The organism is uncultured Thermosynechococcus sp., assembly GCF_937958135.1.
GTDB lineage: Bacteria > Cyanobacteriota > Cyanobacteriia > Thermosynechococcales > Thermosynechococcaceae > Thermosynechococcus.
This window is the reverse complement of record NZ_CALGOG010000005.1, coordinates 25,146-37,881: the sequence shown is the minus strand read 5'-3', so window position 1 is coordinate 37,881 and position 12,736 is coordinate 25,146. Positions and strand designations below refer to the sequence as shown.

The 12,736-nt window shown below is 54.3% G+C and carries 13 protein-coding genes and 1 tRNA gene; 7 read left to right on the top strand and 7 right to left on the bottom strand.

Going from position 1 to position 12,736, the window contains the following annotated elements; genetic code table 11:
• Nucleotide 1 precedes the first annotated feature (1 nt).
• Nucleotides 2-1,843, top strand: a complete 1,842-nt coding sequence (gene cobJ, locus Q0711_RS00750; protein WP_298611782.1) for a precorrin-3B C(17)-methyltransferase — start codon at nucleotides 2-4, stop codon at nucleotides 1,841-1,843.
• Here the strand turns inward: cobJ and Q0711_RS00745 are convergent.
• Nucleotides 1,817-2,176 (bottom strand): phage holin family protein, encoded by a 360-nt coding sequence (locus tag Q0711_RS00745; RefSeq protein ID WP_298611779.1) that lies wholly within the window; start codon nucleotides 2,174-2,176, stop codon nucleotides 1,817-1,819. The two genes, cobJ and Q0711_RS00745, sit on opposite strands and share 27 nt — an antisense overlap.
• 18 nt (nucleotides 2,177-2,194) lie before the next feature.
• Nucleotides 2,195-2,473 (bottom strand): hypothetical protein, encoded by a 279-nt coding sequence (locus Q0711_RS00740; RefSeq protein ID WP_298617957.1) that lies wholly within the window; start codon nucleotides 2,471-2,473, stop codon nucleotides 2,195-2,197.
• A 74-nt stretch (nucleotides 2,474-2,547) separates the two neighbouring features.
• Between Q0711_RS00740 and Q0711_RS00735 the strand changes: the two genes are divergently transcribed.
• On the top strand, nucleotides 2,548-3,801 hold the full coding sequence (locus Q0711_RS00735) for a site-2 protease family protein (protein ID WP_299041280.1): 1,254 nt from the start codon (nucleotides 2,548-2,550) through the stop codon (nucleotides 3,799-3,801).
• Nucleotides 3,802-3,843: 42 nt separating this feature from the next.
• Here Q0711_RS00735 and Q0711_RS00730 read toward each other — a convergent pair.
• The 3 genes from Q0711_RS00730 to Q0711_RS00720 form a co-directional block, all read right to left on the bottom strand.
• Nucleotides 3,844-3,916: transfer RNA gene (locus Q0711_RS00730), tRNA-Trp, on the bottom strand.
• A gap of 8 nt (nucleotides 3,917-3,924) precedes the next feature.
• Nucleotides 3,925-4,287 carry a 50S ribosomal protein L19 gene (gene rplS / locus Q0711_RS00725; protein ID WP_298611770.1) on the bottom strand — a complete coding sequence of 121 codons (363 nt, stop codon included), beginning with the start codon at nucleotides 4,285-4,287 and terminating at the stop codon, nucleotides 3,925-3,927.
• 65 nt (nucleotides 4,288-4,352) lie between these two features.
• The gene (locus Q0711_RS00720; protein WP_298611767.1) at nucleotides 4,353-4,949 is read right to left on the bottom strand and encodes a nucleoside triphosphate pyrophosphatase; all 597 of its coding nucleotides are present in this window, start codon (nucleotides 4,947-4,949) and stop codon (nucleotides 4,353-4,355) included.
• 112 nt (nucleotides 4,950-5,061) lie between these two features.
• Here Q0711_RS00720 and Q0711_RS00715 point away from each other — a divergent pair, with 112 nt between their 5' ends.
• Genes Q0711_RS00715 through Q0711_RS00695 form a run of 5 tightly spaced genes read left to right on the top strand, consistent with a single transcriptional unit; the run spans nucleotide 5,062 to nucleotide 10,289 of the window.
• Nucleotides 5,062-7,038 carry an AMP-binding protein gene (locus Q0711_RS00715; RefSeq protein ID WP_298611764.1) on the top strand — a complete coding sequence of 659 codons (1,977 nt, stop codon included), beginning with the start codon at nucleotides 5,062-5,064 and terminating at the stop codon, nucleotides 7,036-7,038.
• A 17-nt stretch (nucleotides 7,039-7,055) separates the two neighbouring features.
• Nucleotides 7,056-7,490, top strand: a complete 435-nt coding sequence (locus Q0711_RS00710) for a YlqD family protein (RefSeq protein ID WP_298617960.1) — start codon at nucleotides 7,056-7,058, stop codon at nucleotides 7,488-7,490.
• A 58-nt stretch (nucleotides 7,491-7,548) separates the two neighbouring features.
• Nucleotides 7,549-8,820: a dihydrolipoamide acetyltransferase family protein gene (locus Q0711_RS00705; protein WP_298617963.1), complete on the top strand. Its 1,272-nt coding sequence runs from the start codon at nucleotides 7,549-7,551 to the stop codon at nucleotides 8,818-8,820.
• A 28-nt stretch (nucleotides 8,821-8,848) separates the two neighbouring features.
• Complete coding sequence (locus Q0711_RS00700; RefSeq protein ID WP_298616019.1) at nucleotides 8,849-9,067, top strand: hypothetical protein; 219 nt, start codon at nucleotides 8,849-8,851, stop codon at nucleotides 9,065-9,067.
• Between the two features lie 52 nt (nucleotides 9,068-9,119).
• On the top strand, nucleotides 9,120-10,289 hold the full coding sequence (locus Q0711_RS00695; protein WP_298616016.1) for a glycoside hydrolase family 10 protein: 1,170 nt from the start codon (nucleotides 9,120-9,122) through the stop codon (nucleotides 10,287-10,289).
• On the opposite strand, the gene ilvB is transcribed toward Q0711_RS00695, so the two are convergent.
• Nucleotides 10,286-12,094, bottom strand: a complete 1,809-nt coding sequence (gene ilvB / locus Q0711_RS00690; protein WP_298616015.1) for a biosynthetic-type acetolactate synthase large subunit — start codon at nucleotides 12,092-12,094, stop codon at nucleotides 10,286-10,288. The genes Q0711_RS00695 and ilvB overlap by 4 nt on opposite strands.
• Before the next feature lie 172 nt (nucleotides 12,095-12,266).
• Complete coding sequence (gene accB, locus Q0711_RS00685) at nucleotides 12,267-12,728, bottom strand: acetyl-CoA carboxylase biotin carboxyl carrier protein (protein WP_298616023.1); 462 nt, start codon at nucleotides 12,726-12,728, stop codon at nucleotides 12,267-12,269.
• Nucleotides 12,729-12,736: the final 8 nt, after the last annotated feature.

The following is a 12,736-nucleotide window of genomic DNA, read 5'->3' as shown; positions in this document are numbered from 1 at the left end:
CATGCCACTGCTAGAGAATTTCCAACCCATTGGGGCGATCGCCCCCACGAGTCAAGGACTGTTGCAACTCCAACGGATTGTTGCCGCAGGGATTCCCCTGAGCATCTGGGTACCCAGCCATTTAGAGCACCCTGGGGTACAAACCTACGCTCGCCCCCTGGCGGTTCATCTGCAAGAATGCTGGTGCCACTATCGGGCTTGGATCTTTACCTTGGCCTGCGGTGCGGTGGTTCGCTTGATCTCCCCCCTTTTGACCCACAAAAGGCAAGACCCGGCGGTTTGCGTCCTGTCTGAGGATGGCCGGTGGATGGTGAGTTTGCTCGGTGGGCATGGGGCGGGGGGCGATCGCCTGTGTCAAGTCCTCAGTGCCGCCATTGGGGCAACGCCGATTCTCACAGGAGCAAGTCATGCCCAAGGTTATTTTGCCGTGGATTGCTGGGGGACGGCCTTGGGGTGGCAACGGGGAGCGGGAGACTGGAATGCCATTGCCCGCCAACAGGCGCAAGGAAAGCCGCTGCGCGTCTATCAAACCTGCGGGAGTTCTCTGTGGCGTACGGCTTTGAATCCCCCTCAAGCCGTTGAGTTTGTCAGCGCTCCTCCTGCAGAAAATGCTATTTGGATTACGGAAAGAGCGTTACCCTCCTCCCTCACCTCAAGTGTGGCTTGGCACCCACGGGTACTGTGGCTAGGCATCGGCTGTGAACGGGGAACCTCGGCAGCCCTGATCCAGCAGGCCATTGATCAGACCCTTGCCCAAGCCGGGTTAAGCCCGCTGGCGATCGCGGGTATTGCCAGTATTGATCGCAAAGCCGATGAAGTGGGTTTATATCAGGTGGCTCAAGCCCATGATTGGCCAAGCCGCTGGTTTCCCGCCCAAGAATTGGCGCGTGTTGCCGTCCCCACCCCCTCGGCAATTGTGGCGGCAGAAATGGGAACCCCCAGTGTGGCTGAAGCCGCAGCAGTTCTAGCGAGTGATGGGGGGCATTTAATCGTACCCAAACAGATCTATCGTCAAGGGGGGGAACCCGGTGCGGTGACGATCGCCATTGCCCAAGCACAGCGAGAATTCATTCCCCGTCAAGGTTCCCTTAGCCTCATTGGTATTGGGCCAGGAGCATTAGACCAACTGACCCTTGCAGCACGCTCTGCCCTTTTGGCCGCCGATATTCTTGTGGGCTACGAACTTTACCTCGAATTGCTTGCTCCCCTGCGGCGAAGCGGACAGATGGTGGCGGCCTATGGAATTACCCAAGAGCGAAAACGCGCCCAAGCAGCGATTGATCTGGCCCGCTGGGGGTTGAATGTGGCGGTGGTGTCTTCCGGAGACTGTGGCATCTACGGCATGGCGGGGCTGGTTCTGGAGCTATTGGCAGAGGCAGGGATTAACGACCTCCCAGTGGAGGTGTTTCCGGGAGTGAGTGCCGTCAATGCTGCGGCGGCTCGTCTAGGAGCGCCCCTAATGCACGATTTTTGCACCATTAGCCTCAGCGATCGCCTGACCCCTTGGGCGGTTATTGAGCAGCGCCTACGGGCAGCGGCGGCAGCGGATTTTGTAACTGCCCTCTACAACCCCCGTTCGCGCGATCGCCAGCACCAACTGGTCAAGGCCAAAGCCATTTTTCTAGAATACCGCTTGCCCCAAACCCCAGTCGCAATCGTTCGTGCCGCCTACCGCCCTGAGGAGCAGATTACCCTCACAACCCTTGGCGCCTTCCAACCGGAAACGGCGGATATGTTCAGCTTGGTGCTCATTGGCAATGCCAGCACCCGCCGCTTTCGGGATTGGCTGATTACCCCTCGCGGCTATTCAGCTACCCTACAGCAGACCTGCCTGACCGAGTAGGCTAAAGCAAACTGAATTGACGAGACTGAGGGCAATGGAGCCTAAGAGGGCACTCCAAAAGCCATTGCGTAGGGTAAACCCCTCTACAAACGCAGCGGCAAGGGCAAAAATGGCTGCATTAATAATCAGCGCAACCAAGCCAAACGTGAGAAAAATAAAAGGAAAGGCGAAGAATTTCAAAACTGCTCCCAAGGTGGCATTCAACAGGCCAAAAACAATCGCTGACCACAAGGCCGTTGCAAATTTATCAATTTCTACGCCCAGAAACGGCAGGCGCGACACAATAAACAAGCTAATACTGGTGACAATCCAAGTAATGAGTAAACCCCACATACGCAGCTCCCCACAACACTAGACAACAATCAAAACAAAAGGTAGGACTGGTATTCCAAAGGTGACACTGAACCAGTAGCCAATCAGGCTCAGGAAAAGACTCAGTGGCAGCGCGAGACACAATGCCCCCAGCAAATAGGAGATAAACTCCTGCACCCTCTGCCAAAGGAAATCAAAGGTCACGTCTAACATATAGCCATTGGCAGACACCAGTAAGGCAGCTTGGGACACCACATGCTCCTCTAGCAGCGTTTCCTTTATCTTAGGACAAAGGGGAAAGGGTAACATTTGAGACATGAATTATTGTTAAGCCCCACGCTATTAGACTCTGAGGCGATAATAGAGAGAGAGCACAATGCACCGAGGTCGGCATGGGACAAAGTTGGCAGGTGGGGCGTGTCTTTGGCATTCCCTTGTATATTGATCGCTCGTGGTTTTTCGTCATTTTGTTGTTTACATTTCTCAATGGCAGTGACTGGCAGGCCACCTATCCACAGTGGGGGGCAGGGGTATGGCTAATCGGGTTTGTGGTCTCGCTGCTGTTGTTTGCCTCGGTGCTCCTTCACGAGTTGGGACACAGCTTAGTGGCGCGCTCCCAAGGGATTACGGTGCGCTCGATTACCCTTTTTCTCTTTGGGGGCATGGCGGCTATTGAGCGAGAATCCAATACCCCCGGTCAAGCGTTTCAGGTGGCGATCGCCGGGCCGTTGGTCAGCTTTGCCCTCTTTCTCCTGTTACAGGGGACAGCCGCAACCCTGCCGCGGGAGGATCTCCTTCACGAACTATTGCACCATTTGGCCAATATCAACTTTGTCTTGGGGGTCTTTAACCTTTTGCCGGGTCTTCCCCTCGATGGGGGTCAAGTGCTCAAGGCCGCCGTTTGGAAATTAACGGACAATCGCTTTCAGGGGATGCGCTGGGCAGCGCGATCGGGACAGGTCTTGGGCTGGCTGGCCATTAGTTTTGGTCTCTTTGTCACCCTCCTTGGCAGTGGCAATGGGCTGTGGTTGGCGCTGTTGGGTTGGTTTGCCCTGCAAAATGCCACGCTTTACCATCGCCTCAGCCAGCTTCAAGAAGCACTGCTCACCCTGACGGCGGCTGATGCCATGACACGGGATTTTCGCGTTATTGAGGGAACGCTGTCGCTGCGGGAGTTTGCCGATCGCTATCTGCTGTTGGCCGATCGCCAGCCCACGGCCTACTTTGTGGCCACGGAGGGGCGCTATCGGGGCTATTTGGATCCCCACGCCCTGAACCATGTGGAGCGCAGCCACTGGGAAGTTACTCCTGTGGAGGAATTAGCCGTCCCCCTGCGGGCGATCGCTACCGTTAAAGAAGCCGATTCCCTCGCCAAGACCGTTTGTACCCTAGAGGAGCAACAGCAACGCTTTGTTACGGTTTTAACCCCTGCGGATGCGGTGGCCGGCATCATTGATCGCGGCGATATTCTACTGGCTCTGGCCAAACGGTTGCACTGGCAACTGGGGAAACAGGACATTCAACGTCTCAAGCAGGAACGGCATTATCCCCCTGAACTGCAATTGTTGGAACTGGCACGCACTGCCCTGCAGTTTCAGGGGAGCGATCGCCAGAAGCCAGTGGCTTTACCCACACAGCAAGGATAGATTAATAGATTGCCTTGATTGAGTTTAATTGAGTTTAGAGAACGCGCCCTGGAGGACTCGAACCCCCGACATCCGGTTTTGGAGACCGACGTTCTACCAACTGAACTAAGGACGCAAGACTGTTTACAGAGGGCGATCAAACCGTGCTTTGATACGGGAGGCTTTACCCACGAGGTTGCGCAGGTAGTAGAGCTTGGCACGGCGAACTTTCCCCCGCTGGATTACTTTTATACTATCAATTCGTGGCGAATGTAGCAAAAAGACGCGCTCAACGCCCACCCCTTGAAAGACACGACGCACCGTGATTGTGCGGTTAATTCCTGTACCCCGCATGGCAATTACATCTCCTTCGTAGGGCTGAACGCGCTCTTTGCCGCCCTCTTGAATTTTAACTCCGACGCGAACGCGATCGCCCACCTGAATCACGGGCAAGTCAGTCTTCATTTGCTCCGCTTCAATCGAGCGAATAATGTCTTGGGCGTTCATGACAGTTCCTTAACTCGCAATCTCCTAGCATACCCTAAGCATTTAGACTTGTCTAGGCTAATTTTTTATTTCTCGCTTTGCAGAGCTTGAAGCGTATATCCCAAACTCAGCAGCATCCGCCGCAGTAGGGGTAGGCTCAAGCCAATCACATTACTGGGGGTACCGATAATTTTCTCGACAAAGGCACCGCCTTGGCCATCAAGGGCAAAACAGCCTGCACAGGCCAGAGGTTCACCAGAAGCGACATAGGCAGCAATTTCGGCATCGCTAATATCCGCAAAAACGACTTGGGTGGACTCCACCTCAACACAGGTGCGGCCCTGCCCCAGATCAATCAAGGCATGACCGGTGAGCAGCTCTCCTGTTTGACCGCGCATTCGCTGCCAGCGGGCGATCGCCACCTCTGCTGAGGCAGGCTTACCATAAATTTCTCCCCCCAGCACCAATACAGAGTCGCAGCCCAAAATTAAGGCCGGGGGTGGGTAGGTTTGAGCCACGGTTTCTGCTTTACACCGTGCCAGCAATCGCACGAGTTCTGTCGGCGTTGCGGCTTGAATAACCGATTCATCAAAGTCACTTGGTTGAACAATTGGGTTGAGGCCAATCTGTTGCAGCAACTGGCGTCGCGCTGGGGAGGCTGAGGCAAGGACAAAAGGCACCATAGCACTGCTTGCAAAGTCCCTAACTCCATAATCTCATATTGAAATTATTAAAGCTGCATGAGCCATGCTATTGAGGGCTTATTATCTAGGTGTTGCGTCTGGAGTCAGATGAATGACGAGTGCAGCCTACACCTACACTCCCCCTGGCGGGTTACCCCAGGATGCGCCGTTACCCGATCACTTTTTGCCCTACAAAACCCTCCAGTCGCTACCGGAAATGTGGCCCCTATTGGCGCAACGCCATGGTGATGTCGTGGCCCTTGATGCCCCCTACGAAGACCCCGCCACCCGGATTACCTACAGTGAACTCTACCAACGCATCCAACGCTTTGCCGCCGGTCTCCAAGCCCTGGGTGTTGCTGCGGGCGATCGCGTGGCCTTATTTGCTGACAATAGTCCCCGCTGGCTGATTGCCGATCAAGGGAGCATGATGGCCGGTGCCATTAATGTCGTTCGCAGTGGGACCGCTGACGCCCAAGAGCTTCTCTACATTTTGTGCGACAGTGGTTCAACCCTCCTACTGATTGAAAACTTGGCTACCCTGCGCAAACTTCAGGATGGCTTAGCAGAGACACAGGTAAAAACCGTTGTTCTGCTGAGTGCGGAAGCGCCGGAGCTTGAGCATTTTCCTCTGCGGCTTTTGAACTTTGGTCAAGTCTTTAGCGAAGGACAGTACGGCACAGTGCGGGCGGTAGCCATAACCCGCGATGACTTAGCAACACTGATGTACACCTCCGGTACCACGGGTCAACCCAAGGGCGTGATGGTGACCCATGGGGGACTGCTCAGTCAAATTGTCAATCTCTGGGCCATTGTGCAGCCGCAGGTGGGCGATCGCATCCTCAGCATCCTGCCCGTTTGGCATGCCTACGAACGAGTTGTCGAGTACTTTCTCTTTGCCTGTGGCTGTAGCCAAACCTACACCAACCTGCGCCACTTCAAGAATGACTTAAAACGCTGCAAACCCCACTACATGGTTGCAGTACCGCGCATCTGGGAAGGCTTTTATGAAGGGCTGCAAAAGCAACTGCGGGATGCCCCGCCCCTCAAACGATACCTTGCCCAGTTTTTCCTCAGTGTCGGCCAGCAATATGTCCTGCAACGGCGACTGCTCACAGGACTGAGCCTAACCAACCCCCACCCTAGTCGTTGGCAAAAATTTCTTGCCCGCCTGCAAACCTTCTTCCTGAAGCCCCTCTACGCAGTGGGGGAGAAGCGGGTCTATAGCAAAATTCGCGAAGCCACCGGCGGTGAGATTAAACAGGTGATTAGTGGCGGCGGCGCCCTCGCTCCCCATTTGGATACCTTCTACGAGGTCATTAACTTAGAGGTGCTGGTGGGCTATGGCCTCACAGAAACGGCTGTGGTGCTAACCGCTCGCCGCTCTTGGGCTAATCTACGGGGATCGGCTGGCCGACCCATTCCCGATACTGCCATTAAGATTGTAGATCCAGACACCAAAGCTCCCGTTGATTTTTGGCAAAAAGGGCTAGTGATGGCTAAAGGTCCGCAAGTGATGCGCGGCTACTATAACAAACCTGAAGCCACCACTAAAGTTCTGGATGCTGAAGGCTGGTTTGATACTGGTGACTTGGGCTACCTCACCCCCAATGGGGATCTCGTGCTGACGGGACGGCAAAAAGACACGATTGTGCTGAGCAACGGTGAAAATATTGAACCCCAACCCATTGAGGATGCCTGCGTCCGCAGTGTCTATATTGATCAAATCATGCTGGTGGGGCAAGATCAAAAGGCGCTGGGTGCACTGATTGTGCCCAATTTGGAGGCGCTGGAGCAGTGGGTCACGGCTAAGGGATACCGCTTGGCGTTGCCGCACCGACCGGCACCGGCAGGTACCGGTGAAGTAGTGACCCTGGAGAGCAAAGTGATTGTTGATCTCTACCGCCAGGAACTGCTGCGGGAAGTGCAAAATCGCCCTGGCTATCGCCCAGATGATCGCATTGCCACATTTCGCTTTGTCCTCGAACCCTTTACGATAGAAAATGGTCTTTTGACCCAAACTCTAAAAATTCGTCGTCATGTCGTGAGCGATCGCTACCGCGATATGATTAACGCCATGTTTGAGTAATCTCCATGAGAGACCCTATGGATACTAAACTGCTCCTGCGGCGCCAGATTCTGGTGAAAGCAATTGTCACTCCTGAGTGGAAAGACGATGCCCAAAGGCAGCTTCAAGCCCAACTGAATCAAGTGGATGGCCAAATTCAGCAGTTGGACTTTCAACTGCAGCAAGTGATTGACCAGCTGCGTAAAAGCAATGAAGCAGCCGATGTAATTAATGCCCGTATTCAAGACGTTCAAGGGCAAGCCAACAACCAAAAAGCAGAACTCTTACAGCAAAAAAATAGGATTCTGCAACAATTGGATCAGGTGCAACGCCTAGAAATGGGGCAGGAAGTGGATCAAGGTCAAGTGGACAACTTCTTTTATGTCACCAAAGGAGACAACCTGATCCAAAAAATGCAGGTGGAAATTCTCCTGCGCAATGGTGTCATTGAAGAAATTCGCGGCACACTCTAAGTTGCATTTCCAGTGAATTTAACTCCCTCTCGATTGCCAACCAAGGATAGCAGCCTCTATGATTCGTGAACTGTTCATGCCCGCCCTCAGCTCCACCATGACCGAAGGGAAAATTGTCTCTTGGCTGAAATCTCCCGGCGATAAGGTGGCCAAAGGGGAAACCGTGCTGATTGTGGAATCCGACAAGGCCGATATGGATGTGGAGTCCTTCTACGATGGCTATTTGGCGGTGATTACCGTACCGGCCGGCGAAGTGGCACCCGTCGGCGCCACCATTGGTCTGGTGGCAGAAACAGAAGCAGAAATTGCCGAGGCTCAGGCAAAGGCCAAGTCCCTTGGGGCGGCGACAGATTCTACGGCTGCTCCTTCTGCGGCTACAAGTAACGGCTCAGGAACAACCTCTGTCGCAGTAGCTTCTCCCCCCAGTGCTCCCACTGCGCCGACTGGGCGAGTGATTGCTTCGCCTCGCGCCCGCAAATTGGCCAAGGAACACCACATTGATTTGAAGACGCTTAAGGGAACGGGTCCCCATGGTCGGATTACCGCTGCCGATGTGGAAGCCTTGATCGGTGTACCCGCACCGCCTGTTACACCAGTGGCGACGCCCCCTGCCCCTGTCCCCCCAGCATCCGCTGCCACGGCTCCAGTTGTGGCGAAAGAGGATTTGGTGCCCTTGACAACGCTACAAAATGCCGTTGTGCGGAATATGGTGGCCAGCCTTAGCATTCCTGACTTCCATGTGGCCTACACAATTACCACGGAGGCACTGGATCGGCTGTACCAGCAAATTAAGGCCAAAGGGGTGACGATGACGGCGCTCCTTGCCAAGGCGATCGCCCTGACGCTGCAAAAACACCCGATTATGAATGCCTACTACACAGAGCAGGGGATTCAATACCGCCGCGACATTAACATTGCCGTTGCTGTGGCAATGCCAGGGGGTGGTCTGATTACACCGGTGCTGAAGAATGCCGATCAAATTGACATCTATACCCTCTCGCGGACGTGGAAGGACTTGGTGGAGCGGGCACGCGCTAAGCAACTGCAACCCGAGGAGTACAGCACGGGCACCTTTAGCCTCTCCAATTTAGGCATGTTTGGCGTTGACTTTTTCGATGCCATTCTCACCCCTGGTCAAGGGGCAATTATGGCCGTGGGAGCCTCCCGTCCGACGGTAGTGGCCACAGAGGAGGGCCTACTGGGAGTGAAACGGCAGATGAAGGTGAATCTTACCTGTGATCACCGCGTGATCTATGGTGCCGATGCAGCCGCCTTCCTTCAAGATTTAGCGAAACTCATTGAAACCAATCCCCAAGCCTTGACCCTCTAAGCTGAGACTGCCCTGCTAGAAATCGGGGATGTTTGCAATTCCCTCGCTGCCTCAGGGGAGCAATCTGACGGTAGAGGTGAGCGATCGCCTTGGCATTATTGGTAACAATGGTTCTGGCAAAACAACCTTTATCCTTCTCCGTGCCGCTGTTCCCAAGCTACAGCGGGAGAGAGAACAACACAGGATGGCGATCGCCGGAAGCCTGGCCATGCCGCCCCAGTGGAGCCTTGAAGCAGACTATGTGTAGCCGAGTTCTTCCCTTCGAGGCAGGGCATCTGCGTTCCCTAGGGCTGTAGCCTATGCTGCGTCATCGCGTTTGGTTGTTGCTCATTCTCTTCTTTTGGAGTCTTTGCTGGACGATTTGGCCGATACAGGCACAACCCTCAACCCTGATTCGCGGCGTTTGGCTGACAACCAACGATTTACCGCTCCTGCGCGATCGCCCTCAGTTGGAGGCAACCCTCAATGAGCTACAGCGGCTGAACTTCAACACCCTCTATCCTGTTGTCTGGAACTCAGGCTATGTCGGTTTCCCCAGTGCCACGGCCAGAAATCTAGGCATTCAGCCCTTTGTGCTGCGGGGGATTCAAGATTACGACATTCTTGCAGAACTCACCCAGCAGGCGCACTGCCGTAACCTTTTAGTCATTCCTTGGTTTGAATTTGGCTTCATGGTGCCGGAAACCTCAGAACTCGCCCTTGCCCATCCCGACTGGCTCACCCAAGGGGTCAATGGTCAAACGACTCGCTTGACGGCAGCGGGAGAAGTAGCTTGGATGAATCCTTTTCATCCCCAAGTCCAAGAATTTCTCACCAACATTGTTCTTGAAGTATTGCGGCAGTACCCCGTGGATGGTGTGCAGTTTGATGACCACCTCAGTCTGCCCGTGGAGTTTGGCTACGATCCCTATACCCGTGCCCTCTATCAGCAGGAAACTAAAAAGCCCGTTCCCGATAATCCCCGCGATCCGGACTGGATGCGCTGGCGCGCGGACAAACTTACCGCGTTTGTGCAAAGGTTGCGGCAGCGGGTAAAGCAGGAATTTCCCAATGCCATTTTTTCCGTTGCACCGACCACATTGCCCACCGCCTACCAAACATTTCTCCAAGATTGGCCCCAGTGGATCGCCCTTGGACTCCTTGATGAAGTGATTGTGCAGGTCTATCGCTACAATCTGCCTAGCTTTGTGCAGCAGCTAACGCAACCGGAAATCCTGCATGCTCAAGCAAGAATTCCCACTGCCGTCGGTGTCCTCACGGGGCTACGTACCAATCCTGTGCCCATTGAACTGGTGGATGCTAAAGTGGAGGCTGCCCTGCGCTCAGGACTAGGAGTGTCCTTTTTCTCCTTTGAGACCCTCTGGGGGCGGGGGCCCGAACCCCGCGATCGCCGCCAGAAAGCGATTCTCTTTCATTTTCGTCAGCCGCTGCCGAGGCGATTGTTTGCTCAAGGGTGTCCAAAGGCTTAGAGTTTACTGCCACACTCCGGACAAAAGCGATGGGTAGAGATGGTTTTTGCCCCACAGTTGGCACAGTAGATCAATTCGGCAGCCTTTTCGAGCACCTTGCGTTCCGGCAAACCCAGCATTTGCGAATTGGGCTTACCAGGGGCAACCATTGGATAGCAGTTTTCGTCGCGGGTCACATGGGCATCTAGGAGCACAGGACCATCGTAGGCCAAGACCTCTTCGACAATAGCATCCAAATTATGGCGATCTGTGACCCGCAACCCCTTGACGCCGTAAGCTTCCGCCAACTTGACAAAATCGGGCATCCCCTTGGCCATACTGGAATGGGAGTAGCGCTCCTCATAAAAGGCCTGTTGCCACTGCCGCACCATTCCCTGCCAGAAATTGTTAATAATCACAGTCTTGACGGCAATGCCGTACTGCGCCAATGTCGCCAGCTCTTGGGAATTCATCTGGAAACTGGCATCGCCACTAATACAGATCACCTGCTGATCTGGTAATGCCACCTTCACGCCCATGGCCGCCGGCATCCCAAAGCCCATCGTACCTAAGCCCGCACTGGAAATCCACCGCCGAGGGCCATTTTTCAGGAATTGTGCCGCCCACATCTGGTGCTGACCCACATCCGTGGTGTAGTAGGCATCGGGAGCGTGGCGCCCAAAGGCCACAATCACCTCTTGGGGGGAGAGTTCACCGCTAGGCTGTGGCACGACAAGGGGATAGTCCTCTTTCCAGATTCTGATCCGCTCTAGCCATGCTTGGGTGGCAGGTTCCACAGGTTCCCCGCTGTCTTCAATCTGTTTGAGGATTTGCTGAAGCACGGGTTTGACACTACCCACAATCGGCACATCGGGCACGCGGTTTTTCCCCACCTCCGCAGGATCAATGTCAATGTGAATTACCTTGGCACGGGAGGCAAATTCATCCAGTTTACCCGTCACGCGATCGTCAAACCGCGCCCCCAGGGCAATGAGCAGATCACATTCACTGACGGCAAAGTTGGCATAGGCAGTGCCATGCATTCCCAGCATGCCCACGGAAAGGGGATGGGACTCAGGAAATGCCCCCTTCCCCATCAGGGTTGTAGTCACCGGAATCTGGAATAGCTCTGCCAATTTGAGTACTTCCTCGTGGGCACCCGCTGTAATCGCGCCCCCCCCCACATAAAGTAAGGGGCGTTTGGCTTCACGAATCAGTTGAACTGCTTGGGCAACTTGACGGGCATTGCCGCGAATGGTGGGACGATAGCCCCGCAGCTTGACCTGCCCCGGCTCAAGGGGTTCGTACTCACAGACTTCTAGTCCCACATCCTTGGGAATATCCACAAGCACAGGCCCCGGACGGCCGGTGGTGGCAATATAGATTGCCTCGGTAATAATGCGTGCCATCTCCTTGGCGGCGCGCACGACGTAGGAGTGCTTGACAATGGGCAGCGTAATGCCAAAAATATCTGTTTCCTGAAAGGCATCGGTGCCAATGGCAGAGCGAGGCACTTGACCGGTGATCACCAGCAGCGGGATGGAGTCCATGTGGGCCGTGGCAATGCCTGTAACTAAATTTGTTGCCCCTGGTCCTGAAGTGCCAAAACAGACTCCCACTTGGCCTGTGGCACGAGCATAGCCATCAGCGGCATGGGCTGCCCCTTGTTCGTGGCGCACTAAAATGTGCTGAATCCTCCCTTCGGACTCAGCACGATAAAGTTCATCGTAAATCGGTAAAATTGCTCCACCAGGATAGCCAAAAATATGCTTAACGCCGTGACGGCATAGGGTATCAATAAGAATGTATGCTCCAGTTGCTTGCACAGGCCAACCTCGTCGGGCAGTGGTGGTGGATATTCCTAGATTCTAATTTTTCAATTAGGGTCTCGGCAAGAGCACAAAGGCTTGAAAGCATTGAATTATTGGCCTTAAACTCCTCAATCCTTAACATATCTTTGCAATTAGCATCTGCCTCTCTTGCCGAAAAAAATGATATTTAGTTAGGCAAAATGCGCATTAAGGGTTGGCCATACTCAATGGGTTCAGCATTTTGCACCAGAATTTCCACCACTTGGCCATTGACTTCGGCTTCAATTTCGTTCATCAGCTTCATGGCCTCAATGATGCAAACCACTTGGCCTTTTTTGACTGTGTCCCCCACTTCCACAAAGGGGGGTTCATCGGGAGCGGGGGCACGATAAAATGTTCCCACCATTGGCGCCACAATATCCACAGTTTTGCGGTTGGCAGGGGGTGGCGTCGGCTCTGGAGCAGGGGCAGGCGTGGATGTGGTGGCCGAGGGGGGAGCTGGAGCCACAACCACAGCGGGGTTGCTGCTGATCTGCTCACGCTTGCGCAGTTGAAGTTCCAGTTCACCACTCTTAAGGTTGAGTTCGGTGACGCTGGTTTGGTCAAACATTAACAGCAGTTCGCGCACTTGGTTGAGGTCAAGCTCCACACCCATTA

Coding starts and splice junctions, on each gene's coding strand:
- Q0711_RS00695 (WP_298616016.1), top strand. CDS start 9,120: ATGCTGCGTCATCGCGTTTGGTTGTTGCTCATTCTCTTCTTTTGGAGT.
- Q0711_RS00735 (WP_299041280.1), top strand. CDS start 2,548: ATGGGACAAAGTTGGCAGGTGGGGCGTGTCTTTGGCATTCCCTTGTAT.
- Q0711_RS00740 (WP_298617957.1), bottom strand. CDS start 2,473: ATGTCTCAAATGTTACCCTTTCCCCTTTGTCCTAAGATAAAGGAAACG.
- Q0711_RS00745 (WP_298611779.1), bottom strand. CDS start 2,176: ATGTGGGGTTTACTCATTACTTGGATTGTCACCAGTATTAGCTTGTTT.
- Q0711_RS00720 (WP_298611767.1), bottom strand. CDS start 4,949: ATGGTGCCTTTTGTCCTTGCCTCAGCCTCCCCAGCGCGACGCCAGTTG.
- Q0711_RS00705 (WP_298617963.1), top strand. CDS start 7,549: ATGATTCGTGAACTGTTCATGCCCGCCCTCAGCTCCACCATGACCGAA.
- Q0711_RS00700 (WP_298616019.1), top strand. CDS start 8,849: ATGTTTGCAATTCCCTCGCTGCCTCAGGGGAGCAATCTGACGGTAGAG.
- Q0711_RS00715 (WP_298611764.1), top strand. CDS start 5,062: ATGACGAGTGCAGCCTACACCTACACTCCCCCTGGCGGGTTACCCCAG.
- rplS (WP_298611770.1), bottom strand. CDS start 4,287: ATGAACGCCCAAGACATTATTCGCTCGATTGAAGCGGAGCAAATGAAG.
- Q0711_RS00710 (WP_298617960.1), top strand. CDS start 7,056: ATGGATACTAAACTGCTCCTGCGGCGCCAGATTCTGGTGAAAGCAATT.
- cobJ (WP_298611782.1), top strand. CDS start 2: ATGCCACTGCTAGAGAATTTCCAACCCATTGGGGCGATCGCCCCCACG.